Source organism: Rhodococcus sp. 05-339-2 (assembly GCF_002258965.1).
Classification (GTDB): Bacteria; Actinomycetota; Actinomycetes; order Mycobacteriales; family Mycobacteriaceae; genus Rhodococcoides.
In genome coordinates, this window is record NZ_NOYW01000014.1 from 276,264 (window position 1) to 302,641 (window position 26,378).

The window sequence follows — 26,378 nt, forward strand, 5'->3', positions numbered from 1 at the left end:
TGCTCATGTCAGCGCACTGCCAAGTCACCGGCCGCACCCCCGGATTCGGAAAATCGGTCTCGCACTCTCACGTGCGAACCAGCCGCAGGTGGGACCCGAACATCCAGCGCAAGACCTACTACGCGCCGAGCCTGGGCCGACGCGTCACCCTCACGCTCTCGACCAAGGGCATCAAGACCATCGACCGCGACGGCATCGACGCCGTGGTGGCCAAGATCCGCGCACGCGGGGAGAAGATCTGATGGGCAAGAGCACGGACGTCCGTCCGATCGTCAAGCTGAAGTCGACCGCCGGTACCGGCTACACCTACGTCACCCGCAAGAACCGTCGCAACGATCCCGACCGACTGGTGATGAAGAAGTACGACCCGGTCGTGCGCAAGCACGTGGATTTCCGAGAGGAGCGGTAGACAGTGGCGAAGAAGTCGAAGATCGCGAAGAACGAGCAACGCAAGATCGTCGTCGCCCGGTGGGCAACGCGTCGAGCAGAGCTCAAAGACACCATCCGCAAGCCCTCGAGCAGCGACTCCGAGCGTGCGCAGGCTCGAGCAGCACTGCAGCGTCTGCCGCGCGATTCGAGTCCGGTACGATTACGCAATCGTGACGCTGCGGATGGACGTCCGCGCGGTTACCTTCGGAAATTCGGGCTGTCCCGCGTGAAAATGCGCGAGATGGCTCACCGCGGGGAACTGCCAGGCGTCCACAAGTCGAGCTGGTAAAGGGAAAAGGTTTCAGATGGCAGTCAAGAGAGCACCGTCGAAGAAGGTCCGCGCAGAGGCAGGCCGTCGACCGAAGAAGAACCCGTTGAACGCCGCCAAGGTGACCACGGTGGACTACAAGGACATCAACCTCCTTCGTCAGTTCATCTCGGACCGCGGCAAGATCCGCAGCCGTCGGGTCACCGGGCTCACCCCGCAGCAGCAGCGCCAGGTCGCTGTCGCGGTGAAGAACGCTCGTGAAATGGCATTGCTGCCGTTCACCAGCCGCTGATCCACACTTTCTTTCGGAGAGGCCACGTAGCCATCGGCTACGTGGCCTCTCTGTCGTTCCCGATCCAGAGATGAGCAGTCCGTAGATGTCCGGCGTCCTCGAGGGCTTCACCGTCATCTTCGTCGTCATCGCCCTGGGCTACCTCCTCGCCCACTTGAAGGTGCTCGGCGAGCACGGCCAGTTCGTCCTCAGCCGTCTCGTCTTCTTCGTCGCGACCCCTGCGTTGCTGTTCGTCACGTTGGCGAACTCGGACCTGTCGGTCATCCTCTCGCCCGTGTTGGCCGTCGCCGGTTCCACGGCACTGCTCGTCGGAGCGATCTATTTCGTCATAGCCAAGCTCGCCCTGAAACGGACCGTGCCCGACGCGACCGTCGGCGCACTGGCTAGTTCGTACGTCAACGCCGCCAACCTGGGCATCCCGATCGCCGTGTTCGTGCTGGGCGACGCAAACTTCGTGGCTCCTCTGCTGCTGTTCCAGATCATGATCTACACCCCGATCGCGGTGACGATTCTCGACATCTCCACCAAGGTCGACAAGGTTTCCCTGTTCAAGACCGTCACGACGCCGTTCCGGAACCCGATCGTGTTGGCCGGCGCAGCGGGACTGGTGCTGTCGATCACCGGACTCGAGCTGCCCGAGGCACTGATGCAGCCGTTCCAACTCGTCGGGAATGCGTCGGTCCCCGGCGCGTTGCTCGCCTTCGGCCTGTCCCTCTACGGTGCCCGGGTGCTGCAGAAGGGCATCAGCCCGCGGCGGGACGTCGCTCTGGCCACCGTCTTCAAGATGGCACTCCAGCCCCTGCTCGGCTACCTCATGGCCCGGTTCGTCTTCGGTCTGGACGGGCACGATCTGTTCGCCATCGTCGTGGTGTCGGCACTACCGACAGCGCAGAACGTGTTCGTCTTCGCCAGCCGCTACCAGCGCGGTGTTGTGCTCGCCCGAGACACCGCGTTCGTGACCACACTCGTCTCGATCCCCGTCATAGCGCTCGTGACGGTCTTCCTCGCATGAGCCGAACACAAAGGTTCTCCTCAGCTCCCGGCGCTACGTTGGATTCATGAGGTTTCTCGCTGCAGGTGTCATGTTGTGCCTGCTTCTGGTCGGCTGCAGCACCGCCTCCGGTGGCGACGAGGACACAACCCCGACAGTCGGTTCCACCTCCCCTGTGGGGTTCGCCCAACAACCCAGCGCCCCTCCGGTTCCGCACGAGGTGCCCGTCGGCGACGTCGGCACGATGTTCGAGCCGACGGCCGATCTGATCCGCGCCACCACCACCCCGTTCGAGTCGTGGAGCCAGATCTCCCCCAACACCATCGCGGTCCACTTCGTCACCGGCACTCCCGAGTGCTACGGAGCCGACGCGTCGGTCACCGAGACCGACACCACCGTCACCATCGAACTGCGTACCGGCACCCGGCCCGATGCCGCGGACAAGTCCTGCATCATGGTTGCCGTCTACGCCACCATGCAGATAACTCTCGCGTCACCGCTCGGGAGCCGCACCATCCTGAATGCGGCCTGACCCAGGCTTCGGTAGTGTCCGGCCAGTGAGCGATCATCTCCCCGACCGAGATCGGAGCCGGATTCGCGCAGCCGACGCGGACAGGAACCTCGTCGCGCAGCTGCTGAGCGACGCTTTCGCGAACGGCCAACTGACCGTGAGCGAATACGACGAGCGCACCGCCGCGGTGTACCAGGCGAAGACCTACGGAGAACTCGACCTGCTGACCGGCGACCTGGTGCTCTCCCCTCCCCCTGCGGCCGCACCGTCCGGTGGCTCCGCGAACGACCGGGTGATCGCGATCATGAGCGGTGCCGTGCGCAAAGGAGAGTGGACCCCCGCCGCGCGCATCGACGCGTTCGCATTCTGGGGCGGAATCGAACTCGACCTACGCCGCGCGTCGTTCACCACCGAGGAAACCACCATCAACTGCGTCGCCATCATGGGCGGCATCGAGGTCACCGTGCCGCCCGGCGTGAGCGTCGAAGTCCGCGGCATGGGCATCATGGGCGGCTTCGAGCACGTCAGCGCGACGCACCCCGGTGCGCCGCGCGTGATCATCACCGGTTTCGCCTTCTGGGGCGGAGTGTCGGTGGAGATCAAGGCAGCGGAGAAGTAACTACGATCGCCGACGCTTGAGGTAGTCGGTCACCACCGCGGCACCGAGTCCGTCGAGATCCGGCGCGATGACGCGTCCGCCCACCCGCTCGGCCATCTTGTCGACCACCCGCGCGAGGCCTGGATCGTCGCCGAGCCGGAAGATCGTCACCTGCGCACCGAGTTTCGCGACGGTGTCGAGTTCACGCACGGTCAGCCCGAGCGTCTTCGACGACGGTGGGTAATCGAAATACGCATGGCCGTCGGGCTCCAGATGCGCCGTCGGCTCACCGTCGGTCACGATCAACACCACCGGTTGCGCGTTGGGATGACGTCGCAGATGCCGCACCGCAAGCATCAGCGCGTGGTGCAGATTGGTGCCCTGGTCGTACGCACCGTCCAACCCGGCCAGCTCGGAGGCCGTCAATGTCTGTGCGTGCCTGCCGAATCCGATGAGTTGCAGATCGTCCCCGCGGAATCGGGTGCTCACCAGGTGATTGAGCGCGAGTGCTGTGCGCTTCATCGGCACCCAACGGCCGTCCATCACCATCGAGAACGACGTGTCGACGAGCAGCGCCACGGCGGCCTGCGTTCGCGTCTCGGTCTCGCTGATCTCGACATCGGTCACCTGCAACTGCACCGGAAAGCCCGATCCTGTTACCGCCGAGCGCAGTACCGCGTTATTGACCGTGCGGGTGACGTCCCACGGCTCGGTGTCACCGAACTCCCACGCTCGCGACGCTCCGGTGGGCTCCCCCATCGCGCCTGCCTTGCGGGTGTCTCGCTCGCCGCCGCGTCGGGACAGCTTTCCGGCGACGTCCTTGAGTGCCGACTGCCCCAACTGCCGCATTGCCTTCGGTGACAGACGCCATTGGCCGTCGGCACCCTTGTCCATGAAACCTTGCTGCTGCAGCGCCTTTTCGAGCTCGGAGAGCATCCGCGCATCGGCCGCGGCTTCCGGCCCCAGTTGCTTCAGCAACGCGTCGGCGTCGATGTCGTCCAGGGCAGCCCCGTTGTACTGCTGTGAGAGTTGATTGCCCAGGTTCTCGAGGTCCGCGATGTCCTGGAGTGCACCGGTGCCGTCGCCGAGTCCCATGCCGTTCTCGCCGCGGAAGTTCTGCGAGCCGTCCCAGTCCTCACCGGGCCGGGCCTGCTGCAGATTCTGATCGAGTTGATCGAGCTGGCTCAGCAGGTTCGAGTCACCGAAGGCCTGCTGCGCCAACGCATCGAGCTCGGCCCGCTGCTCGGGACTCAGCGAATTACGGAGCCGCTGGGCGGCCGCGGCTCGCTGGGCCAGGGAGTCCAACAGCTCCTCGACGCTCGACGGATTCTCCGGGAAGTGCTGCCCGTGCTTGTCCATGAACTGCTCGAACTGCTCGTCGGTGTCCTCGCCCTTGTTGTGGGCGTCGAGTAACTCGTTGAGGTCTTTCAGCATCTCGCTGATGGCCTGACGGTCCTCGTCGGTTGCACCTTCGAGGGCCTGCTTCATGCCCGCGAAACGCTGGTCCAGCATCTCGCGTCCGAGCAGATCTTTGATCTTCTCGTAGTTCTCGCGTGCCTCCGACGAGCGCCAGTCGTAGTCCGAAAGCTCCTGCACTGCTTGCGCTGTGGACGGTGACAGGTCACCGATCTGCATCTCCTGGAACCGTGCGTCGTCGTCGAGAGCGCGCGCCAATGCCTTGCGTTCCTCGAGCACTGCCTTGTCCAGCAGCTCACGCACTTCCTGCAACGTGCCGTCGAGGTTGTTCTTCTTCAACAGGTCTCGTCGACGCTTCGCGGCCTGGGCTGCCAGGTCGTCGAGTCCGCGCATGTTCTTGGTCCCGCGGCGCAGCATCTCCTGCAGCGCCCGACGCGGCGACGCACCCTCGAGCACGTCCTCACCGATGGCGTCGAGCGCCTCTCGCAGATCCACCGGCGGCGCAAGGGGATCCGGTCCGTCGTGATAGCGCCCGTATCTGGAGCGACGCATCAGCTGTACACCGTCTGACCGTCGTCGTCGGGATCCTTGGAGATCCGTCGCGCCAGGTACAGCCCTTCGAGTGCGAGTTCGACCGCGGCGGCCTTTTCGCCGTCCGAGGTGGCGTTCAGTCGCTCGTGGATGTCGCCGATCACCTCGACGTCGGGCAACTCGTCGAGCAACGCCTTGGCGGTGATGCGGTCGCCGGTGACGATGGGTTCGCCCGTCTCGACCGCCGTCACCAGCGCTGCGAGGTTGATTCCGCCGAGGTGAGCTCGAACGGTGTCGGCAGTCGCCCGGCGCAACATGTGCTCGAGGACCTCGATTTCGCGGCCCTCCTCACCCGACTCGAACTCGACCTTGCCGCGCAGCACCTCGATGATGGTGCCGAGATCCACCGGCCGCGCCACGGGCTCGGCCTCGCCGAGTATCGCTGCTCGGTGAACGGCTGCGGCAGCGATGGTTTCGGCCGCTGCGATAGCGAAGCGAGCGGAGACGCCGGACCGCTGATCGACCGACGGCGACTCGCGCAGCAGCCGGGTGAATCGAGCCAGCACCTCGAGCAGATAGGTGGGAACAGTTGCCTGCAGCTCCGCCTCCTGGTCGATGACGGCCACTTCGGCATCGAGCTCGAGGGGGTAGTGCGTCCTGATCTCCGCGCCGAAGCGGTCCTTGAGCGGGGTGATGATGCGTCCGCGATTGGTGTAGTCCTCGGGGTTCGCGCTCGCCACCAGCATGACGTCGAGAGGCAGACGCAGCGTGTAGCCGCGGACCTGGATGTCGCGCTCCTCCATGACGTTGAGCAGCGAGACCTGAATTCGCTCGGCGAGGTCGGGCAGCTCGTTGATCGCCACGATGCCGCGGTGGCTGCGGGGCACGAGTCCGAAGTGGATCGTCTCGGGATCGCCGAGGCTGCGACCTTCGGCGACCTTGACGGGATCGACGTCACCGACGAGGTCCGCAACCGAGGTATCCGGGGTTGCGAGCTTCTCGGCGTACCGCTCGCTGCGATGACGCCACTCGACGGGCAGGTCGTCGCCGAGTTCGGTGGCCTTGCGAATGCTGGCGGGGGTGATCGGCTCGTACGGATGCTCTCCGAGTTCGGCTCCGGCGATCACCGGCACCCACTCGTCGAGCAGAAGATTCAGGGTGCGCAGCAGACGCGTCTTGCCCTGACCGCGTTCGCCGAGCAGCACAACATCGTGACCGGCCAGAATCGCGCGCTCGAACTGCGGCAACACCGTCGATCCGAAACCGACGATCCCCGGCCACGGATCGGTGCCGTCACGCAATGCCTTCAGAAGATTTTCCCGCAACTCTTCCTTGATCGACCGCTGCCGATGTCCGGATGCCTTGAGTTCGCCGAGTGTGGAGATGCCAGGTTTGGTAGAGGTCACTTCTCCACGCTACGAGCGTTTGGCCGATGCTGCCATGTAGTGACGAACACCCGTTCTGCCGAGCTCGAAGTTGTGGACGAAAATCGGGCAAATTCCGTCCACAACTTCGAGCTCGGCAGCCGATACACATCTCGGCCCGATATTGATCACAGCGGCATAACTGTGGACAACAATTTTGTTCATCCACAGCCGGCGCTCGGCCCACTATTCGCCTGAATCCGATGCCACTGTGCATGAATGGACAGCGCACCGTTCGTCGGATCCGAGGCACTGGCAAACGGGTTGGTCACCCGCCAGCAGCTCCGGCAGCACTTTCGTCGAATCTATCGTGACGTCTACATCGACCCGGGTTCCGAACTGGATGCGCCGACCAAGGCAAGGGCAGCGTGGTTGTACTCGCGAGGCAAGGCAGTGGTCTCCGGCCTGAGTGCCGCGGCGTTGCACGGATCGGGCTGGATCTCCGCAGACCACGATGCCGAGCTCATCTGGGCCGAACATCGACAGAAGTTGGGCGGGCTTCGGATCGGCTTCGACGAGCTGTTGCCCGAAGAATCCGAGACTGTCGACGGCTTGGTCTTCACCACAGCGGCGCGAACTGCATACGACCTCGGCCGACGCAGGCCGTTCGGAACCGCCGTCGCACGGCTGGATGCACTGTGCCGCGCCACAGGAGTCGGCGTTCACGACATCGCCCGGCTTGCCGAGAACCATCGAGGTGCCCGCGGCATCGTTCAGCTCAGGGCCGTGCTCGCCGTGGTCGACGCCGGTGCGGAATCACCACAGGAGACACGCACCAGACTGGCTCTCATGAACGCGGGACTACCTCGACCGCAAACTCAGATCGAGGTGGTGGGTCCGGACGGGAGGGTGTTCGCCCGCATCGACATCGGCTGGGCACGGTGGAAGGTGGCGGTGGAGTACGACGGCGAGCAGCACTGGTCCGACGAAAGGCAGCGAGCCTGGGACATCGAGCGTCAACACCTTCTGGAATCAATGGGCTGGACGGTGATTCGGGTGAGCGCACTGCAACTGCGCGCCGATCCGTGGGAAGTCGCAGCGCGGGTTCGCGACAAGTTGCGCGCCGCGGGGGCCAAGGTCTAGCCGAGCTCGAAGTTATGGACGGATTTCGCCGGAAATCCATCCATAACTTCGAGTTCGGCAGGAGAGCTCAGTGAGCGAAGTGCCGCGATCCCGTCAGATACAGCGTCACTCCCGCGTCCTGTGCCGCGGCGATCACTTCGTTGTCGCGTACCGAGCCACCGGGCTGCACAACGGCTTTGACGCCTGCGTTCATCAGCACCTGCAGACCGTCGGGGAACGGGAAGAACGCATCGGAGGAAGCGACCGAACCGGCGACGCGATCCCCGGCTCGCTGCACGGCGAGATGGGCGGCGTCGACGCGGTTGACCTGGCCCATTCCGACGCCGACGGACGCACCGTCGTGGGCGAGCAGGATCGCGTTGGACTTCACGGCCCTTCCTGCGCGCCAGGCAAATTCGAGATCCTTCAGCGTCGCCTCGTCGGCGGGTTCGCCGGCTGCGAGGGTCCAGTTGGCGGGATTGTCGCCGTCGGCGTCGAGCACGTCCCGCTGCTGCAACAGTGCGCCGCCGGAGATGGGCTTGAGTTCGACGCCCGAGGTGGGCGGTGCTACCGCGAGCAGCACGCGAATGTTCTTCTTACGCTGCAAGACTCCGAGCGCACCGTCGGCGTAGGACGGGGCGATGATGACCTCGGTGAAGATCTCGGCCACCTGCTCGGCCATCTCGACGGTGACCTCACGGTTGGCTGCGATGACGCCGCCGTATGCGCTCACCGGATCGCAGGCGTGCGCCTTGCGGTGCGCCTCGGCGATGTCCTTGCCGACGGCGATGCCACACGGATTGGCGTGCTTTATGATGGCGACGGTGGGATCGGCGTGATCGAACGCCGCACGCCAGGCCGCATCGGAATCGGTGAAGTTGTTGTACGACATCTCTTTACCGTGCAACTGCTCGGCCTGCGCGATGCCAGGAGCAGCAGAGGAGTCGACGTACAGGGCAGCCTTCTGGTGCGGGTTCTCGCCGTAACGGAGCACGGCCGAGCGGTCCCAGGTGCCGCCGATCCATTCCGGGAACACCGTCTCGGTGTCGGGGGTCAGAACGCTGCTCATCCACGATGCCACCGCGACGTCGTAGGCGGCCGTGTGCTGAAAGGCCTGTGCCGCAAGCGACGTGCGCTCGGCGAGGGTGAATCCGCCACCGGAGACGGCCGTGAGCACGTCCTCGTAGCGGGCCGGGTCGACGACGACGGCCACCGACGGGTGATTCTTGGCCGCGGCGCGCACCATCGAGGGTCCGCCGATGTCGATCTGCTCGACGCATTCGTCCGGCGTCGCGCCACTGGCGACGGTGTCGGTGAACGGGTAGAGGTTCACCACGACGAGCTCGAAAGCCTCGATGCCCAATTCCTCGAGCTGCGAAAGATGCTCGGGCTTACGGGTATCGGCGAGCACGCCCGCGTGCACCCGCGGGTGCAGCGTCTTGACGCGCCCCTCCAGGGTCTCGGGGAATCCGGTGAGGTCCTCGACCTTGGTGACCGGGATTCCGGCGTCGGCGATCTTGCTCGCCGTCGATCCGGTGGACACCAGAGCGACGCCTGCGCTGTGCAAGCCGGTCGCCAGTTCGATCAGTCCGGTCTTGTCGTAGACGCTGACCAGCGCGCGGCGCACTGCTTTACGTTCACTCATCGGATTATCTGAGCCTTTCGTCCATCGGAGGTGACACCTTTGGCGGCCACGGCTGCGATCACGTCGACCAGCAACCGTCGCTCCACAATCTTGATGCGTTCGTGCAACGCGGATTCGTCGTCGCCGTCGAGAACCGGTACGGCTTCCTGCGCCAGGATCGGCCCGGTGTCGACTCCGGAATCGACCAGATGAACCGTCGAACCGGTCAGTTTGACGCCGTGGTCGAGCGCGTCGCGGACGGCGTGTGCGCCGGGGAACGACGGCAGGAGTGCAGGGTGGGTGTTGACGATGCGTCCGGTGTAGGCCCCGAGGAACTGCGGGCCGAGTATCTTCATGAACCCGGCGGTGACGACCAGATCGGGTTCGAAGCTCGAGGCGGCATCGGTGAGTGCGTGATCCCAGGCCGCTCGATCGGCGAAGTCTCGCAGGGCGACCCGGAAGTTCGGGATCGCGGCATCGTCGGCACGGCGGACTGCATCGCAGTCGCGATCGACTCCGACGGCGACGATGCGAGCGGGATAGTTCTCGGTGGCAGTCGCGGCTATGAGCGACTGCAGGAGCGAGCCGGTCCCCGACGCGAGGACGACGACCCGCGCGGGTGTCTCACGCAAGGCAGTCAGCGCACTACTCCTGAAGTATCGAGGCGGATCGTTCGAGCCAGCGGAAAGCCTAGTCGCTGCGCCTCCGAGCCCTACCGGGCAGGTCCGTCCTGGTCTCCGGGCGGAGCGACGACCTCGGCATCCAACGGTTCGTCGGTAGCGGCCTCGACGGGTGCGTCCGGTTCTTCGGCCGGGGGCATCTCGGCAGGGACGTCGTCCCCGACCTCGTCCACGACCTCCGCTTCGACGACCTCCTCGGCCTGTTCGTCGTCTTCGGTCTCGGGTGGGGCGGCCTCGATCGCCAATTCGGCCGCCGGGGGTACTGGAGTCGGATCGGGCTCGTCCTGGACCGGCTCGGGTTCTGCTCGACGCCACACGACGAGGGCCGCGGAGGCGGACCCGACGACGGCCAACCACGCGAATGTCAGCAGCCCGAAGCTCCACACGGTGACTTCGACGGTGCCGAAGGTGCCGAGGTTTCCGCCTGCGGCGTAGCCGAACAACGCTGCCAGCACGCCGGTTGCCGCCGCGACGACCCACACGGACGACACGGCGACCTGGATGTCGGCGCTTCGGATGGCACAGTCGCGGCCGAGCAACAGGCCGGCACCGATCGGGACGACGAGCATCACGACCCAGATCGTCTGCGCCGGTCCTTCGGGGAGAACGGCGAGGATCGGCAGCGGCGGGAGCGGTCCTCCCGTCGTGGAGAACAGGCTGACCGACGCATCGCCGAAACCGGCAGTGGAGCCGGTGGCCACCGCGAGGGCACCGATGACGACGTTGGGGAGGTAGAGCACCGACACCACGGTCAGCCCGAGCATGCCGACGACATCGCGACCGCTCTCGACCAGTGCTCCCGCGCTTTCCCAGGAGGCGAGCAGGGCGAGCAGTACGACGGCGGCGCCGCCTGCGGCAAGAAGCGATATCGCCCGCACGAACGGAGCAACCAGCGCGCGCACCCAGTCCGGGAGTCCGCGGCGGACCACCAGTGAGTCCCAGCGCGCGAGCAGCAGACCGGTGCCGGACGCGGCCGCGTGCACGCCTGCGACCCAGGAGAACGCGACGAGTGCGTTGGGGCTGGACAGTCCGATGACGGTGGACGCGTCCTTGGCGACGGCCAGGGCGATGGCGGTGACGGCGAGCGGGCCGGCCATCGACGCCGCGAACACCCATCGAAGCATGCGACTGTCGGTGTCGGAGTCGACGGCATGGTGGACGGTTCGGGCGACGGACCAGCCGATGATCAGTGTCGGCAGAAGCGGTGCGACGCCGAGGGACGTCCCGCCGATGCTCAGGGGTACCAGGTGTACGGCGAACCACGACCCGGCGATCGCCCCGAGGGTTCCGGTCAGGTCGCTGTTGACGGAGACGAGGGTGATCAGAGCCAGGGTCGTCGCGATCACCACGACCAGCCCGGAGGTCTTGAAGGCCACTGCGGCGAGCATGCGCGACTGATCGGGCGTCGGTCCGGTGCCTGCGCGGGGAGCCCGGGCGGCCGCGCGTCGCGTCTCTCGGTTCAATAGATCGCTCATCGCAACGAGAGTCGCATCATCTTCGCGCCGCGCCGGTCAGGCGCGCCGCGAAGTCGATTGTGATGCCTGAATCAGTCGCGCTTGTTGTCGTCTTCCACAGCGGGAGTGGCACCGAACGATTGCGTGGGCGCACCGTACGGCGTCGACTGTTCGCCCGATTCGGGCTCGTCCGACTTGGCCGGGGGCTGACCGTATCCGGACGGCTGGCCGTACTGGTACTGATTCGGCGGGTAGGCCTGCCCCGCGGCCGGGCCGCTGGGACCGGTGTAGGGAGGTGGTGTGTAGCCGCCCTGGGGCGACGGGGTGTTGGGGGCGGACTGTCCGTACGGCGGCTGGGCACCCGGGTTGTAGGAATGCTGTCCCGACGCCTGCCCGCTCGGTGCTTGACCGCTGAGGCCTTGACCGAAGTTGGACGAGGTTCCCTGGGGCTGACCGTACGACGGCGGATTGCCGTAGTTCTGGGGCTGCGACGGTCCACCGAACGAGGTCGTCGGTGCGTTGTACGGGTTCTGCTGGCCGTATCCGGGCTGCTGGTTCTGATTGCCGTAGCCCGCGGGCTTGGGAGCCGGAGCCTTGACGATGCCCGCATCGAGCAGCAGTGCCCCCACCGCGGCGGCGGCTTGGACGAAGCCCAGGACGAGCACCAGGATTGCACCGATACCGAGCGAACTGGTGGTGCTGGCGAACTCGTTGCCCTCTGCGCTGGGCAGGCTGAACGACTGGAAGACCAGCACCAGCCAACCGGCGATCGCCAGGGCGGCCACCACGGCCTGGTTCCTCGCGTCCTTCTGCAGTAGCGAGGCACCGGCGATCAGGCCCGCAGCCAGCAGTAGCGCAATCGACACCGCACTACCACCGGACGCGAAGAACGTGGTGCTGAACGACGTCTGAATGCTGCTCGGCAGTTCCTGAGACGAGGTGACCTCGGCGGTGACGAGGTCGAGCAGTCCGAGCAGGAAGGTGACGATGCCGAGCCCGAGGATCACGAACGTGAGAACCTTCGGCAGGTTCGACAGCGCTGATCCGGATGACTTCGATTGCGGTGCGGCGAAAGCCGGGCCCGGTGCCGAGGTGCCGGGGACCGGAGGGCCGAAGGGATTGGACACCGACGGCTGATGGAAGGGCTGATTCTGGCCTGGATGACCTTGTGGGTTGGACGACGGCTGATTCGGCGAGGACGACGGGCCGTAGGACGGTCCACCTCCGCCGTAGCCACCAGAGTTGGAGCCCCCTGCTTCAGGGCTGCCGGGCGAGTAGGTCATCGCGTCTCCTCATCTGAGATTGTCCGTACCCCAGGTCGGTCGGGTCCGAGAACTCACGCTACTGCACGGACCCGACCGATCACGGAACTCCAGGTCAGCGCGAAGCAACCAGCTCGGTGTCGTTCGATTCGGCGGCCTCGAGCGCCCGAACCAGCGGCAGCACCTTCGCCCCGAAGTACTCGATCTCCTCCTGGAAGTGCAGGAAGCCCCCGAGAATCAGGTCGACGCCGCGGCGACGGTAGGCGACGATTCGCTCGGCCACCTGCTCCGGCGTGCCGATCAACTGCGTCTTGAAGCCGTCGTTGTACTGAACGAGGTCCTCGAACGTCGAGTCCGCCCACATTCCCTTCTTGTCGCCCGTCGCATTGCCCGCCTGCTGCACCGCGCCCTTGAAACCTTCGACAGCGGGCTTGTTCGCCTTCTCGATGATCTCGCGCAACGTGTCTCGGGCTTCCTTCTCGCTGTCTCGCGCGATGATGAAGCCGTTGAGCCCGAACTTGACCTCGCGCCGATGATCACGGGCCACGCGTCGGAGGTTGTCGAGTTGCTCGGTGACGCCGTCGAAATCCTTGCCGTTGCTGAAGTACCAGTCCGAGTACCGTCCGGCATTCTCCTGCGCTGCAGACGAATTGCCGCCCTGAAACAGTTCGGGGTTCGGCCGATCGGGAGTGTTCAGCGGTTTGGGCTTGAGGGTGAAGTCGTGGATCCGGTAGAAGTCACCGCGGAAGTCGACGTCGTCCTCGGTCCAGATCTTGCGCAGCACCTGCAGGAATTCTGCACTGCGACGGTATCTTTCGTCGTGCTCGAGCCATGGCTCACCGAGGTGGGTGAACTCGTCCTTGAACCAGCCACTGACGACGTTGACGGCGAATCGGCCGTTCGAGAGGTGATCGGCAGTGGCACCGAGCTTGGCGAGGACCGCCGGCTGCCAGAGTCCGGGGTGCACTGCGGCAATGACTTTCAGCCGCTCCGTCGCCAGCAGCAGCGCAAGCGAGAAGCTGGTGGATTCGTGCTGGAACTCGGCCCCGTAGCTGGCTTCGTAGCGAACCTGACTCAGGGCGTACTCGAAGCCGTTGTTCTCGGCCGTCTGCGCCAGCTTCTTGTTGTATTCGTAATCCCAACTGGTGCGCTGCTCGATGGTGCTGGTGACCAGACCACCCGAGACATTGGGTACCCAGTACGCGAACTTGATTGCGTCGGTGATTTTTTCGGTGCTCATGTGTGCGTCATCCTTCGGCGGATCAATGTGCCATCCACGCGCTCAGCCGGCGTGAATGGCACATTCATCCGGAAATCGGGGGTCGGATCGGGGCCAGAAAGGTGAGGATTACGAGTACCAGGTGGGCTCGGGCAGCTCACCGGTGAGAACCCAGCGGCCCACCTCGCGTCGCTTGTACGCGACCGGGTCGTGCAGGGTGTGGGTTCGCACGTTGCGCCAGAAGCGGTCGAATCCGTACTTGCTGGCGGTCGCACGCGCGCCGAGCGCCTCGAACACCGTCGAGGTGATCTCGAGCGAGACCTCGGTGGCGCGAGCCTTGACTGCGGCCACCCGAACCTCGTGCTCACCGCGCTCCTCGGCGGTGACGTTCCAGGCGTTGTCGTGAATCTTCTGTCCTTCCAGCGCAACTGCGTCGGCGAGGGCTTCGACGGCCCAGAGCTTGGAGGTCAGATCGCCGTAGATGTCGATGATGTACGGCTCGTCCACGGCCTTGTCCACGGTGCTGTGCAGCCACGCGCGGGTCTTGTCCTTGGTGTACGACGCCGCCTCTTCGAGAGCACCCCTCGCGATCCCGAGGTAGAAGTTGACGAACACCAGTTGAATTGTCGGGACGTTGAGGGTGTTGTAGACCCGAGGCTGAAAGGCTTTGTCCACGAAGCCGGCTGCACTGGCCCAGTCGACGCGAACCTTGTCGATGGTGACGCTGCCGCTCTCGGTCTGACGCTGGCCGATGTTGTCCCAGTCGTCGTGGAAGGACAAGCCCTCGATGTTCGACGGAACGATCGCGAACACGTGATCGGTACTGCCCTCGAGTGCTCCTTCGAGCACGGTGACGTCGGAGACGCGGCTGCCGGTGGAGAAGGTCTTGGAACCGTCGAAGACGATGGTGTCACCCTCGTCGGTGACAGCGACGTCGTTGTCGCGGGGGTTGACTGCTCCGCCGAAGAACCACCTGTTCTTCGTGGCGTCGGCCTCCACGGCCTCGATCTGCTCGGGAGTACCGACCAGGCGCGCGGCCCAGAACCACAACAGGTGATAGCCCAGCAACTGGCCGATGGAACCGTCGGCCTTCGCAACTGTGCGAATCACCTGATATGCCGTCGGCCAGTCCTGGCCTGCGCCGCCGTGTTCGACGGGGCCGAGCAGCGTGACGAGGCCTGCATCCTTGAGCAGCTGCACCTCGGCCGTCGGGACCTCACGCCCCTTGTCGCGAGCGACGGCATCGACGGCGAGGAGTTGAGCTACCTCTCCCGCGCGGGAAATCCATCCGGCAGCGGTGGTGGGTGCGTCGGGCCAGTTCTTGGTGAGAGCACGATTTTCTGTGGTTGTCATGACGCACAGTGAAGTCCTGCGCCGAAGCAATGAACACACTTCGATTCAGCGGGATTTTAAAGCTGCACAAACGGTCCGATTCGCACCTCGAAAACATGCTCGCGGACAGATAGTTCTGATTTGTAACGACTCACGACATCCAGCGATTAATGTTGTGCACATCACAAACCGGCGGGTCCGAGCGCTCGCCCTCCCCAAGGACGTCCCCTATGCGCAAGTCACTCTTCGCCACCGCCGCCGCCGGTGCCCTCGTTGCTGCCGTCATCTCCCCCGCTGTCTCGAATGCCGTACCCACCAATGTGACGTTCACCGTCACGGGAGGTGCACTCACGATCACAGCCCCGACATCCCAGGCGCTGACCGTCACCGGTAACACAGCGAGCGGAGGCATCACCCCTGTCGTCGTGTCCGACCAGCGACTCGGAATCAATGGCTGGACGGCGTCGGCGATCAGCACCGCGTTCGACAAGCCCGCGCCGGACCCCGCGTCCATCCCTGCGACCGCAGTCACCTATTCCGCACCGCTCCTGCCTGCGCGTACAGGCGTCTCGACGGTGGCCGGAATACTGGTTCCTCAGACCATCGACTCCAACAAGCCTGTGGTCACCGCGACGGCAGTCGTCGGAGCGAACACCGCTACCTGGACCGGCACCGTCTCCGTCGCTTTGCCCAGCGATGTCGTGGCCGGTACGTACACGGGTGTTGTCACGCATTCGGTCGCCTGATCTGTACATGTCACTTCATCGGGGATTGGCTGCCGGAGTCCTCACCGTGCTGATGTTCGCCTCGGCGTTCGTCACGCAGGCTCCGGCGGCCGCTCAGCAACCGGCCGAACCGACACCGGTGGGCAGCGTGGGTATTCGCTTGCTCGAAGCGCCGGTGTCCTTGCAGGACGATCCGCGTGCGCTGGCGTACATCATCGACAACCTGCCTCCTGGAACCACGATCACCAGACGAATCGAGGTCAGCAACAGCAGCGATCAAGAGCAGCCGATCACCCTGTACCCCGCTGCCGCATCGATAGGAGCTGACGACTCCGGCTTCGAGGTGGGTGACGACCGCGCTGTCAACGAGCTCACGACGTGGATGTCGGTGACGCCGACAGACCTCGCGCTGGCTCCGAAATCCGCGGCCGAAGCGGTCGTCACCATCGCGGTTCCACCCGACGCCGCCGAAGGTGAGCAGTACGCCGTCGTGTGGGCGCAAACTGCCGGTGCCCCAACCGGAACGGGCATCCAGAACGTCAGCCGCGTGGGTATTCGTACGTATCTGTCGGTGGGACCCGGCAACGGCCCGGCTGCCGACCTGGAGATCGGCGATGTCACCGCGTCACGCAACGACTCGGGCGCGCCGGAGATCGTTGCCGCCATCTCGAACACCGGCGGGCGAGCCCTCGACCCAAGTGGAACCGTGGAGCTGTCGGGAGGTCCCGGCGGGATTTCGACTGCCCCGGTGAAGGGTTCGGGCGGATCAATTGCGCCAGGGCAAACGGGAAGCGTCACCTTCACGCTGGACCCTGCGCTCCCTGCCGGTCCATGGCAGGCAGCGGTCACCATCACGAGTGGTTTGGTGAGCAAGACATCCGGCGTCGAGTTGACGTTCCCGGATCAGGGCTCGGTGGCGGCGGAGGAAACATCGTCGGATTCCGGCACACCGGTATGGATCTGGGGACTCGCGGCGCTGGTTGTCGTCGCGATCGGCGTTGCGGTCGTCGTGATGACGCGGCGGCGACAGGTCGGTTGAGATGCGACGCCTGGCGGTAGCCGTCGGGTTGGCGGTGGCTCTTGCGGCCACCACCAACCCGACTGTCTCCGCTCAGCCGATTCCCGATTCGTCTGTAACCGAACAGGTCTGCGCGGTTGAAGCAACCGTAGTACCTACGCCAACGATCACCGTTCCGCCGACCACCTCGGCCGCGCCGCCCCCGACGTGTGCAACTCTCGTTCCTGGGGCAACTGCCAGTAGCGACACCCCGTCGACACAGGTGAGCAGGACGGAAGAGTCGACCGAGTCCTCGATAACCGCATCGACACCGCCGACAAGCGAAGAGGTCGGTCCGGCGGTCTCGACCCCGGCCCCACCTGCCGACACCACCTCGTCGGTGCCCACTGTTAGCCTCCCGACAACCACGGTGCCTGCACCGACAACCTCATTGCCTACGACGATCACTGACCCTCGAAAACCGGCTATCAGGGCTGCGGCACCTGCCGTGGCCGCAGACAATCTGCTCAATATCGCGGCACCGGTTTCGATCGCGGCACCATCGAGCGTCACGCCGGGATCGACCTGGACAGCGACGATGAACATGGTCGTGCTCGGGGTCGGCACCGCTGGATGGAAGTCCGACGTCAGCCTGTCCAATTTTCGGGGAGCGAAAACGGGCCGAACGCTGGTCCCTACCTCGGCGACCTACAGCGCGCCGTCATCGCGGTGCACCGCGGGACTCGCAGGCAACTCCGGTGCTGTCAACGTCAGCCTGACTCCCACGCCCACCCTAGCCAAGACCGGCGGTGCACTCTGTGTGACGGATTGGATGTCGACGATATCGGTGGCCATCCCCAGTACGGGAGTCGTTGCCGACGAATACAGCGCAACGCTCACCCATTCGATTTACTGAGCAACGGTCATTCGCGCAGGATCTTGTCCATTTTCTTACCCTTGGCCAGCTCGTCGATCAGCTTGTCCAGGTAGCGGATCTTCTGCATCAGGGGGTCCTCGACATTCTCGACGCGGATGCCGCAGACGACTCCGGTGATCAGCGTCGAGTTCGAGTTGAGGTCCGCGGCCGCGAAGAAGTCGTCGAACGTCGTCTCGGCCTCGAGATGTCTATCGAGGGTCGGCTGATCGAACCCGGTGAGCCACCGGATGATCTCGTCGACCTCGGCTTTCGTCCGACCTTTGCGTTCGGCTTTGTTCACGTAGTGCGGATAGACCGAGCTGAACGCTGTGGTGAAGATCCTGTGCACGCGGATCAATCTAGACCCATCCGCATCAATGTGACATTGCACCGCCCAGACGCATGCAGTGGTCCATTGACGCGGAGCAGGGGCACACGAAAAAACCCGCCACCGAAATCGGTGGCGGGCTTTTTCAGATGCGAGTCCTACTTGACGGACAGCGATTCCAGGATTTCGCGTGCGAGTGCAGCGGTCTCGGACGGCGTCTTGCCGACCTTGACGCCCGCGGCCTCGAGTGCGTCCTTCTTCGCCTGCGCCGTTCCCAGCGAGCCGGAGACGATGGCACCTGCGTGGCCCATGGTCTTGCCCTCGGGAGCGGTGAAGCCTGCGACGTAGCCGACGACCGGCTTGGTCACGTTGGCCTTGATGTAGTCGGCTGCACGCTCTTCGGCGTCGCCGCCGATCTCGCCGATCATGACGATGACCTTGGTGTCGGGGTCCGCCTCGAACGCCTCGATGGCGTCGATGTGGGTGGTTCCGATGACCGGGTCGCCGCCGATGCCGATGGCCGTCGAGAATCCGAAGTCGCGGAGCTCGAACATCATCTGGTAGGTCAGCGTGCCGCTCTTGGAGACCAGGCCGATGGGGCCGGTTCCCGAGATGTTCGCGGGCGTGATGCCGACGAGAGCCTCACCGGGAGTGATGATTCCGGGGCAGTTCGGGCCGATGATGCGGGTCTTCTTGCCCTTCTCCACGTTGTAGGCCCACGCGTACGCGGAGTCCTGCACGGGGATGCCCTCGGTGATGACGACGAGCAGCGGGATCTCCGCGTCGATCGCCTCGACGATGGCGTCCTTGGAGAATGCCGGCGGCACGAACGCGATGGACACGTCGGCTCCGGTCTTCTCCATGGCCTCGGAAACCGAAGCGAAGACGGGCAATTCGATGTCGTTGCCCTGTGCGTCGACGTGCTTGACCGTGGTTCCGGCCTTGCGTGCGTTGACGCCGCCGACGACCTGGGTGCCTGCCTTGAGCATCAGGGCGGTGTGCTTGGTGCCTTCGCCGCCGGTGATGCCCTGGACGATGACCTTGTTGTCCTTGTTCAGAAAGATAGACATTGTTTCCTCTACTTCGCTGCCAGCTCGGCGGCCTTGTCGGCGCCCTCGTCCATGGTTCCGGCGAGCGTCACCAGAGGGTGCGCGGCGTCGGCGAGAATCTTGCGGCCCTCTTCGACCTTGTTGCCGTCGAGACGGACGACCAGCGGCTTGTTGGCGTCGTCGCCCAGCTTCTTCAGCGCGCCGACGATGCCGTTGGCCACTGCGTCGCACGCGGTGATGCCGCCGAAGACGTTGACGAACACGCTCTTGACCTGCTCGTCACCAAGGATGACGTCGAGGCCTGCGGCCATGACCTCGGCCGATGCGCCGCCGCCGATGTCGAGGAAGTTGGCGGGCTTGACGCCGCCGTGTGCCTCGCCCGCGTATGCGACGACGTCGAGGGTCGACATGACCAGTCCGGCACCGTTTCCGATGATGCCGACCTGTCCGTCGAGCTTGACGTAGTTGAGGTCGTTCTCCTTGGCCTTGGCCTCGAGGGGATCGGCTGCGTCCTTGTCCTCGAACTCGGCGTGGCCGGCCTGACGGAAGTCTGCGTTGGCGTCGAGCGTCACCTTGCCGTCGAGGGCGAGGATCTGATCGTCCGGGGTGCGAACCAGCGGGTTGACCTCGACCAGGAGAGCATCTTCGTTGATGAAGACCTCCCACAGCTTCTGGATGGTCACCGCAGCGGCGTCGAGCACCTCGGCGGGAAGCTTGCCCTTTTCGGCGATTTCACGAGCAAAAGCAAGGTCGACGCCCTTGACGGCATCGACCGGGATACGTGCGAGTGCGTCGGGGTTCTCCTCCGCCGTCACCTCGATTTCGACGCCACCCTCGACCGAACACATTGCGAGGTAGGTGCGGTTGGTGCGATCGAGCAGGAAGGAGATGTAGTACTCCTCGGCGATGTCGGAAGCTTCTGCAACGAGAAGCTTCTTGACGACATGGCCCTTGATGTCGAGTCCGAGAATCGCTTCTGCGTTCTCGGTGGCTGCTGCGACGTCCTTGGAGTACTTGACGCCGCCGGCCTTGCCGCGGCCGCCGACCTTGACCTGTGCCTTGACCATTACTGGCTTGCCGATTTCTTCGGCAATCTCTGTTGCTCCGGCGACCGTGTCGGTAACACGGCCTGCGGAGGTGGGTACGCCATGCTTGGCGAACAATTCCTTCGCCTGGTATTCGAAGAGATCCATCAGCTCACCGTCTCGTCTACGTTGACGCCCGCTCCGTCGGGTGTGAGCGGGTCTGAGCATGGACTTTATCCAGGTGCCTCGACGGCGTATCGGGCGCATGCATGCTATGTGGCCTATCTCACCGCTGCCGGCTCGTTGAAACGGGCGTCACCGATCTGCGCGGCGGGCCGAAAGTGCCGCCGCGACAGCGAGAACGAGGATTCCCGCCACCGACGGCAGCACGCCGGGTCCCATCTCGGGATCGGTGGCGCGCGCGGATGTCAGCGGCCACGACGACAGATGCACGATGCCCGCGACGGCTGCGGCAGCGAGCAGGACGGCACCGCGCGCGGACCTGGCACGCGCAGCCACGACGGCAGCGACGATCACTCCGACGGCGAGCAGCATCTGCCCCCAGGTATCCCAGCCCCACGGAAATTCGGTGACGGTCGCGGCCGTCAGGTCGCTGCCGCGATACAGGGGCAGCGCCAGTCCCACCGCCAGAAGTACGGCTCCGATCGATCCGGTACCGAGCACAACACCATCGGTCGCGGAGTCCTGGGACGTGTCGACATCGTCGCGCTCGGCAGATCCGGCGAACAGAGCCAGCACTCCGGCGGCAGCCGCGGCAACGACGCCTGCGATGATCCCCAGCGCGCCGACGCCGGTGCTCACACCCTCCACGTCCTCGGCGAGCACCACCGACTGGAGTACCGCCGCCGCAGCGGCAACCGCGCCGAGCCAGAACATCGACACGAACGGTCGCGCGGTCGAGGCGAACTCGGAGAACAGCAGCGGCACCGAACCCAGAATCATCACGAACCCGGCGACCAACACCACGCGAGTGGCCAATATCTGTGGCGCGGCGATTCCCGAGTCGGTCTCCAGAATCGGCAGCAACGATCCGAGAACGAACAGCACACCGGAGAGCACTCCTGCGGTCCCGGCTGCGGCGTGCCACCGCGTCGTTCCGGGACCGGCGACACCGCGGACACCGCGCGAACCCGTCTCGCGCTGCTGCGCTCTCTCCAGTGCTCGACGGTCACGCGCCGCGGCGACGGGCGCGAGCAGTGCGCCACAGATCAGCAGTCCGAGCCCTGCGACCGTCCCCAGATATGCACCGAGTCCGGCATCCACCCGGTCGCCGGTACCGAGGCCCGCGAGCAGGCCGACCCCGGCGAATCCGAGCACCCCGAGCCCGGCTCCGACGGATGCGCCCGACGCCACCTGCGGCGACAGTGCGGCCAACGCCGATGCGGCCACCACGAGCGCCGCGATACCGACAACTGCGGAGCCCACCGCGACGAACACCGGCGACTCCACCACTGCCGTCACGATCACGACCGGATCGGACGAGCGGTACAGCGAGGCGAACGCTGCAACGGCCGCAAGCACACCGAACGCGCCGAGCAGCCCGGCGAGCATCGGCCCGACGCGCCCCGCCGCCGCCCGTCCCACGTGTTCGGAATACACCGAGTGGCCGTACCCGTCACCGAGCCCGGCGCGATGCACTGCGGACCACCCCGCAACACCCGCCAGAACCGACACAGCGTGACCGACGAGCAGAACATAGGCGCCCGGGGTGGCGTCGAGCATCGCGGCGCTCAGCGGGCGGAAGAGCTCGAGCCGATTCGCGTCGATGGGATCGGACAACAGAGCAACGTCGAGCAGTGTGAATCCGAGCGCCACCGCGCCGTATCCGGCCAGCAGGGCCGCCGCAAGCTCGACGCGTTTGTTCGCAAGGCCCACCGCGGCTCCGATCACCACGAGAACGGGGACGGCACCGGCCAGGATCGCGGCCACTACTGCCCCGTCACCCACCGGCGACCCGTCGGCGCTGCGGACGACGCCGATCAGTTGGGCCGCGACCGTGGCAATCGCAGCGATCAGAGCGAGTACGACGGCAAGCGCGCCGCGCGGGGTGGGCGACGGATCGTCCGCTCGGCCGAACTCTCCGTCCTGAGGTCGGATCCGTTGCGGTTCCGCTCGCTCGGAGCCGCGGGCGGACGAGTCGTCGAAGGTGGGAGTCGGCACTCGGATCACGGTATCGGCTCGATCGGTGCGAGAACCGTTACTGTCGCCGTGTGCCGTCCACGGGTTCTCGTGTCCGATTACGAATGTGGCCCGTCACGACATAACCGCTGGTCGACTTGTGAGCCATCTCACATATCCCGCCGGTTTCGGCTGTTAACTTGCGCGCCCCGCAATCATTTCGTTACCGTCTGCCGAGTCTTTCAGTAACGGCCAGGTCACGGATAACGGAGGTTGTAGGTCTTGCAGCAACACCGTGCGTCCTTCACTTCCAGCCGGTTCTCTCGACCCACGGCCGACGACGCGACCACGGTCTACAGCTACGAGCCCATCTCCGAACCCGCCGAGGACAACAGCGCGTACGACGCGTACTCCTACCCCGCGTACCGGTACGCCGAGGCCGAGTTCGTCGAGACCCCGTACATCGCACCCGACGAGTCTCCGACCGTCGTCACCTCGTACGCCACCACCGCAGACGCCACCCCCGTGGCCCGTCGCGGAGGCGCACACCGTATCCCCCTTCCTCCCACCGCACTCAAGGGCCGAGCTGCCGTTCTCGCAGTCGCCGCAGGTGCGGTAGTCGCAGCAGGCCAAGCCGTCGTCAACGACGACTCACCCGCCGCAGTCGCCACCTCCGAGTACGCCCTTGCCGCAGGTGAAGCACCCGCCGCCGCAGCAGTCGCGGCCACCACCACGCCGCAGACCACCGAGATCGAAGCCGACTCGTCCAGCGCGACGCCGTCGGAAGCACCGCAGATTCTCAGCATCGCTGCACCGGTGGATCTGAGCCAGTTCAACGACCTGCTCGCCAAGGGCCAGCGCTTCAGCGAAGAGCGTGCCGCACGCGAAGCCGCTGCCCGCAGGCCCCTGTTCGCACTTCCCGCGCAGGGCACCTACACCTCCAACTTCGGCACCCGCTGGGGCGTACTCCACGCCGGCGTCGACGTCGCCAATGCCATCGGAACTCCGATCTACGCCGTCGCCGACGGCAAGGTGATCGACTCCGGTCCGGCCGCAGGCTTCGGCATGTGGGTTCGCATTCAGCACGCCGACGGCACGATCACCGTCTACGGCCACATCGACACCTCGACCGTCACTGTCGGCCAGGACGTCATGGCAGGCGATCAGATCGCGACCATGGGCAACCGCGGCTTCTCCACCGGACCGCACCTGCACTTCGAGGTACACCTTCCGGGCGAGGTCAAGATCGACCCGCTTCCGTGGCTCGCTTCCCGAGGAATCTCCCTCGGCCCCGAGATGGACTGAATTCTCGCTCGTCGCACAACAAGCCGGACCCCGCTTTCGCAGGGCCCGGCTTTTTCGTGTGCTGAAAAGACTCAGAGCTTGGTCATCGGGACGCCGCCGATGAGCATCATCTTCACGCGGCCGGCGGAACCGAAGTCGATCAACACCATCGCCTTGACTCCGGCACCGGTCGATTCCAGCACCGTGCCCAGGCCGTACTTGTCGTGGCTGACTCGATCGCCCACAGCGAGAACGAGATTGGAGTTGCGGCCCTTGGCGGCACCGAAACTGGGAGTCGAACTCTGCCCGCGATTCGACGATCCGCCGTACCCGCCCGAGCCGTAACTGTTCGATCCGTATCCGCCACCCGAGCCGTAACCTCCGGATCTGCCGCCGCCGATGGCTCGGCCTCCCCCGGTGCCCGGATCCTCTCGTCGCCAGTCGATCAGGTGCTGCGGAACTTCTTGCAGGAAGCGCGATTCCGGGTTGGCGATGGGCTGGCCCCATGCCGAGCGCATGATCGCGCGCGTGAGGTAGAGCCGCTGTCGCGCACGGGTGATGCCCACGTACGCCAGGCGTCGTTCCTCGGACAGTTCGTTGGGATCGCCGAGCGCCCGCATGTGCGGGAACTGGCCGTCCTCCCAACCGGTCACGAAGACGACCGGAAACTCCAGACCCTTCGCGGTGTGCAGCGTCATCAGCGTCACGACGCCGGTGCCCGAATCGGGGATCTGATCGGTGTCGGCCACCAGTGAGACCCGTTCGAGGAACGCCGCGAGCGACCCCGGCTCGGCCAACCCGTCGACGCCACCGTCCTCGTCGCCGCTCTCGTCGTCCCCGGTTTCGAGCGCCTCCGCCGCCACCGCGGCCTGATTGCGGGCCTCGGAAGTGAATTCTCTTGCAACGCTGACCAGTTCGTTGAGGTTGTCGAGGCGCGCACCGTCCTGCGGGTCACTGCTGGCTTCGAGCTCGGCACGGTAGCCGGTGCGGTCGAGAACGGCTTCGACGACATCGCCGATGTCTGCGATGTCGTTGCCGTCCCCGTCGGTCGCGGTGAGCACTGCACGGAGTTCGTCGAGCAACTCCATGAACTGCGCGATCAACTTCTGCTGACGCGAGTTGAGCAGAGCCACCTTGCCTGCGGCCGCGTCGTGCAGAGCGCGCGAGAAGCTGATGTCGCGCTGCTCGGCGTGCACGGCGACACAGGCCTCGGCGCGATCGCCGATCCCCCGGCGCGGCGTGTTGAGGATGCGCCGCATGCTGACGGTGTCGTCCTCGTTGGAGAGCACGCGCAGGTACGCGACGAGGTCACGGACTTCCTTGCGCTCGTAGAACCGAACACCACCGACGACCTTGTACGGCAGACCGAGTCGGATGAAGATCTCTTCGAGCGCACGCGAGGAGTTGTTGGTTCGGTAGAAGACCGCCACCTCGTCGAAGCGCACGTCTCCGCCGTCGACGAGTCGGTCGATCTCCGAGGCAACGAACGACGCCTCGTCGTGCTCGTTGTCGGCGACGTAGCCGACGATCAGCTCGCCCTCGCCGGTGTCGGTCCACAGCTTCTTCTCGCGTCGGCCGATGTTGCGCGAGATCACCGCGTTGGCGGCCGAGAGGATGTTCTGCGTCGACCGGTAGTTCTGCTCGAGCAGGATGGTGCGAGCGTCGGGATAGTCGCGCTCGAATTCCTCGATGTTGCGGATCGTGGCACCACGGAATGCATAGATGGACTGATCCGCGTCACCCACAACACACAGCTCGCCCGGTGCAACGGTGCCCTCGAGTGCGCCGTCGGCGTCGGGGGTGCCGACCAGTTCACGAACCAACATGTACTGGGCGTGGTTGGTGTCCTGGTACTCGTCGACCAGAACGTGTCGGAACCTGCGTCGGTAGTACTGCGCCACCTGGGGGAAGGCCTGCAGAATGCCCACCGTTTCGCCGATGAGGTCGTCGAAGTCCATGGCGTTGGCCGCCCGCAGCCGCTGCTGGTAGATGCCGTAGACCTTGGCCACCAGCCGCGGCAGCTCGGCGGGATCGCCGTCGGCGTCCTCCGCCGCCTTGTCGGGGCCGATCAACTCGTTCTTCAGATTCGAGATCGCCGTCGAGAGCAGCCGCGCCGAGAACTTCTTGGTGTCGATCTGCAGATCCTTGGAGATCATCGTCAGCAGCCGCCGAGAGTCGTCCGCGTCGTAGATGGAGAAGTTCGAGTTCAGACCGGGCAGCAACGCAGCCTGCGCGCGCAGAATCCGCACACAACTCGAGTGGAACGTCGATACCCACATGGCGTTCGCTCGCGGCCCCACGAGTCCGGCGACTCGCTCACGCATCTCGGCAGCGGCCTTGTTGGTGAACGTGATGGCCAGAACCTGGCCGGGTGACACTCCTCGCTCGGCGAGCAGATACGCGATGCGACGCGTCAGTACCGCCGTCTTGCCCGACCCGGCTCCGGCCACGATGAGCAGCGGAGATCCGGTGTGCACAACGGCCTCACGCTGCTGAGGATTGAGCCCTTCCAGCAGTGTGTCGGACGAGGTGTTCTGTCGGGATTGGAGGCCCTGGAGGAATGTGTTCATCGTCTGGTCAGGTTACCGGCGCGTACCGACAAACCCACATCCCGTGGTCGTCGCCCGAACCGACGACTTTTCAGGAGGGTTGACCCGTGGCACACTGGATCGGTGATCGAAAAAACCGTACGTCATCGCTTGCATCGGGTCGGCCGCTGTTCGGCCACGCGTGCAGGAGCCTGTCGATAGACGCAACGCCCCCGGTTCCGGACGGGAACCGAACGATCGGCGATGCAGTTCCGAATACGAAAGGCGTAACGG

At 65.3% G+C, this 26,378-nt stretch carries 26 protein-coding genes; 12 read left to right on the top strand and 14 right to left on the bottom strand.

Annotated elements, in window-relative coordinates:
- Window positions 1-5 precede the first annotated feature (5 nt).
- From rpmB to CH273_RS12205, 7 genes are all read left to right on the top strand, one after another.
- On the top strand, window positions 6-242 hold the full coding sequence (gene rpmB / locus CH273_RS12175) for a 50S ribosomal protein L28 (RefSeq protein ID WP_032395753.1): 237 nt from the start codon (window positions 6-8) through the stop codon (window positions 240-242).
- Window positions 239-409 (top strand): 50S ribosomal protein L33, encoded by a 171-nt coding sequence (gene rpmG / locus CH273_RS12180; RefSeq protein WP_170944568.1) that lies wholly within the window; start codon window positions 239-241, stop codon window positions 407-409. Before rpmB ends, rpmG begins: the two co-directional genes overlap by 4 nt.
- 3 nt (window positions 410-412) lie before the next feature.
- Window positions 413-718, top strand: coding sequence for a 30S ribosomal protein S14 (gene rpsN / locus CH273_RS12185; protein WP_032395754.1), 306 nt, complete (start codon window positions 413-415; stop codon window positions 716-718).
- A gap of 16 nt (window positions 719-734) precedes the next feature.
- Window positions 735-989: a 30S ribosomal protein S18 gene (gene rpsR, locus CH273_RS12190; protein WP_008719028.1), complete on the top strand. Its 255-nt coding sequence runs from the start codon at window positions 735-737 to the stop codon at window positions 987-989.
- Window positions 990-1,074: 85 nt separating this feature from the next.
- On the top strand, window positions 1,075-2,001 hold the full coding sequence (locus CH273_RS12195; RefSeq protein ID WP_032395755.1) for an AEC family transporter: 927 nt from the start codon (window positions 1,075-1,077) through the stop codon (window positions 1,999-2,001).
- A gap of 46 nt (window positions 2,002-2,047) precedes the next feature.
- Window positions 2,048-2,512: a hypothetical protein gene (locus CH273_RS12200; protein WP_032395756.1), complete on the top strand. Its 465-nt coding sequence runs from the start codon at window positions 2,048-2,050 to the stop codon at window positions 2,510-2,512.
- A 25-nt stretch (window positions 2,513-2,537) separates the two neighbouring features.
- Complete coding sequence (locus CH273_RS12205) at window positions 2,538-3,110, top strand: DUF1707 SHOCT-like domain-containing protein (protein ID WP_032395757.1); 573 nt, start codon at window positions 2,538-2,540, stop codon at window positions 3,108-3,110.
- Here CH273_RS12205 and CH273_RS12210 read toward each other — a convergent pair whose 3' ends face one another.
- Together CH273_RS12210 and CH273_RS12215 are read right to left on the bottom strand one after the other, a co-directional pair.
- Window positions 3,111-5,057, bottom strand: coding sequence for a vWA domain-containing protein (locus tag CH273_RS12210; RefSeq protein WP_032395758.1), 1,947 nt, complete (start codon window positions 5,055-5,057; stop codon window positions 3,111-3,113).
- On the bottom strand, window positions 5,057-6,442 hold the full coding sequence (locus CH273_RS12215; protein ID WP_032395759.1) for an ATP-binding protein: 1,386 nt from the start codon (window positions 6,440-6,442) through the stop codon (window positions 5,057-5,059). The genes CH273_RS12210 and CH273_RS12215 overlap by 1 nt, the downstream gene beginning before the upstream one ends.
- Before the next feature lie 237 nt (window positions 6,443-6,679).
- Between CH273_RS12215 and CH273_RS12220 the strand changes: the two genes are divergently transcribed.
- Entirely contained in the window at window positions 6,680-7,543 is an 864-nt protein-coding gene (locus CH273_RS12220) for a DUF559 domain-containing protein (RefSeq protein ID WP_032395760.1), read from the top strand.
- A gap of 67 nt (window positions 7,544-7,610) precedes the next feature.
- Here the strand turns inward: CH273_RS12220 and purH are convergent, their stop codons facing one another.
- From purH to CH273_RS12250, 6 genes are all read right to left on the bottom strand, one after another.
- Entirely contained in the window at window positions 7,611-9,167 is a 1,557-nt protein-coding gene (gene purH, locus CH273_RS12225; RefSeq protein WP_032395761.1) for a bifunctional phosphoribosylaminoimidazolecarboxamide formyltransferase/IMP cyclohydrolase, read from the bottom strand.
- A complete protein-coding gene (gene purN, locus CH273_RS12230) occupies window positions 9,164-9,778 on the bottom strand; it encodes a phosphoribosylglycinamide formyltransferase (RefSeq protein WP_032395762.1) in 615 nt (204 codons plus the stop codon). Before purN ends, purH begins: the two co-directional genes overlap by 4 nt.
- Window positions 9,779-9,858: 80 nt before the next feature.
- Complete coding sequence (locus CH273_RS12235) at window positions 9,859-11,301, bottom strand: cell division protein PerM (protein ID WP_032395763.1); 1,443 nt, start codon at window positions 11,299-11,301, stop codon at window positions 9,859-9,861.
- A 71-nt stretch (window positions 11,302-11,372) separates the two neighbouring features.
- Window positions 11,373-12,563: a DUF5336 domain-containing protein gene (locus tag CH273_RS12240; RefSeq protein WP_143546214.1), complete on the bottom strand. Its 1,191-nt coding sequence runs from the start codon at window positions 12,561-12,563 to the stop codon at window positions 11,373-11,375.
- 94 nt (window positions 12,564-12,657) lie between these two features.
- Complete coding sequence (sfnG, locus tag CH273_RS12245; RefSeq protein ID WP_032395764.1) at window positions 12,658-13,782, bottom strand: dimethylsulfone monooxygenase SfnG; 1,125 nt, start codon at window positions 13,780-13,782, stop codon at window positions 12,658-12,660.
- A gap of 108 nt (window positions 13,783-13,890) precedes the next feature.
- Window positions 13,891-15,114 (bottom strand): acyl-CoA dehydrogenase family protein, encoded by a 1,224-nt coding sequence (locus tag CH273_RS12250; RefSeq protein WP_032395765.1) that lies wholly within the window; start codon window positions 15,112-15,114, stop codon window positions 13,891-13,893.
- Window positions 15,115-15,323: 209 nt separating this feature from the next.
- On the opposite strand from CH273_RS12250, the gene CH273_RS12255 reads away from it, so the two are divergent.
- Window positions 15,324-15,839: a hypothetical protein gene (locus tag CH273_RS12255; protein WP_032395766.1), complete on the top strand. Its 516-nt coding sequence runs from the start codon at window positions 15,324-15,326 to the stop codon at window positions 15,837-15,839.
- Window positions 15,840-15,846: 7 nt separating this feature from the next.
- Window positions 15,847-16,857: a COG1361 family protein gene (locus tag CH273_RS12260; RefSeq protein ID WP_032395767.1), complete on the top strand. Its 1,011-nt coding sequence runs from the start codon at window positions 15,847-15,849 to the stop codon at window positions 16,855-16,857.
- 72 nt (window positions 16,858-16,929) lie between these two features.
- Here the strand turns inward: CH273_RS12260 and CH273_RS12265 are convergent, their stop codons facing one another.
- Window positions 16,930-17,421, bottom strand: coding sequence for a hypothetical protein (locus CH273_RS12265; RefSeq protein WP_143546215.1), 492 nt, complete (start codon window positions 17,419-17,421; stop codon window positions 16,930-16,932).
- Between CH273_RS12265 and CH273_RS12270 the strand changes: the two genes are divergently transcribed.
- Window positions 17,414-17,731, top strand: a complete 318-nt coding sequence (locus CH273_RS12270; protein ID WP_143546216.1) for a hypothetical protein — start codon at window positions 17,414-17,416, stop codon at window positions 17,729-17,731. The genes CH273_RS12265 and CH273_RS12270 overlap by 8 nt on opposite strands.
- A 7-nt stretch (window positions 17,732-17,738) precedes the next feature.
- On the opposite strand, the gene CH273_RS12275 is transcribed toward CH273_RS12270, so the two are convergent.
- The 4 genes from CH273_RS12275 to CH273_RS12290 all read right to left on the bottom strand — a co-directional run bounded on the left by CH273_RS12275 (window position 17,739) and on the right by CH273_RS12290 (window position 22,314).
- Complete coding sequence (locus CH273_RS12275) at window positions 17,739-18,080, bottom strand: DUF2200 domain-containing protein (protein ID WP_032395770.1); 342 nt, start codon at window positions 18,078-18,080, stop codon at window positions 17,739-17,741.
- A 137-nt stretch (window positions 18,081-18,217) separates the two neighbouring features.
- Window positions 18,218-19,129, bottom strand: coding sequence for a succinate--CoA ligase subunit alpha (gene sucD / locus CH273_RS12280; RefSeq protein ID WP_032381720.1), 912 nt, complete (start codon window positions 19,127-19,129; stop codon window positions 18,218-18,220).
- 8 nt (window positions 19,130-19,137) lie between these two features.
- Window positions 19,138-20,301 carry an ADP-forming succinate--CoA ligase subunit beta gene (gene sucC, locus CH273_RS12285; protein ID WP_032395771.1) on the bottom strand — a complete coding sequence of 388 codons (1,164 nt, stop codon included), beginning with the start codon at window positions 20,299-20,301 and terminating at the stop codon, window positions 19,138-19,140.
- A gap of 147 nt (window positions 20,302-20,448) precedes the next feature.
- Window positions 20,449-22,314 (bottom strand): hypothetical protein, encoded by a 1,866-nt coding sequence (locus tag CH273_RS12290; protein ID WP_032396246.1) that lies wholly within the window; start codon window positions 22,312-22,314, stop codon window positions 20,449-20,451.
- A gap of 240 nt (window positions 22,315-22,554) precedes the next feature.
- On the opposite strand from CH273_RS12290, the gene CH273_RS12295 reads away from it, so the two are divergent.
- Window positions 22,555-23,577, top strand: a complete 1,023-nt coding sequence (locus CH273_RS12295) for a M23 family metallopeptidase (RefSeq protein ID WP_032395772.1) — start codon at window positions 22,555-22,557, stop codon at window positions 23,575-23,577.
- A 71-nt stretch (window positions 23,578-23,648) separates the two neighbouring features.
- On the opposite strand, the gene CH273_RS12300 is transcribed toward CH273_RS12295, so the two are convergent.
- Complete coding sequence (locus CH273_RS12300) at window positions 23,649-26,126, bottom strand: UvrD-helicase domain-containing protein (protein WP_032395773.1); 2,478 nt, start codon at window positions 26,124-26,126, stop codon at window positions 23,649-23,651.
- Between the last annotated feature and the right edge of the window lie 252 nt (window positions 26,127-26,378).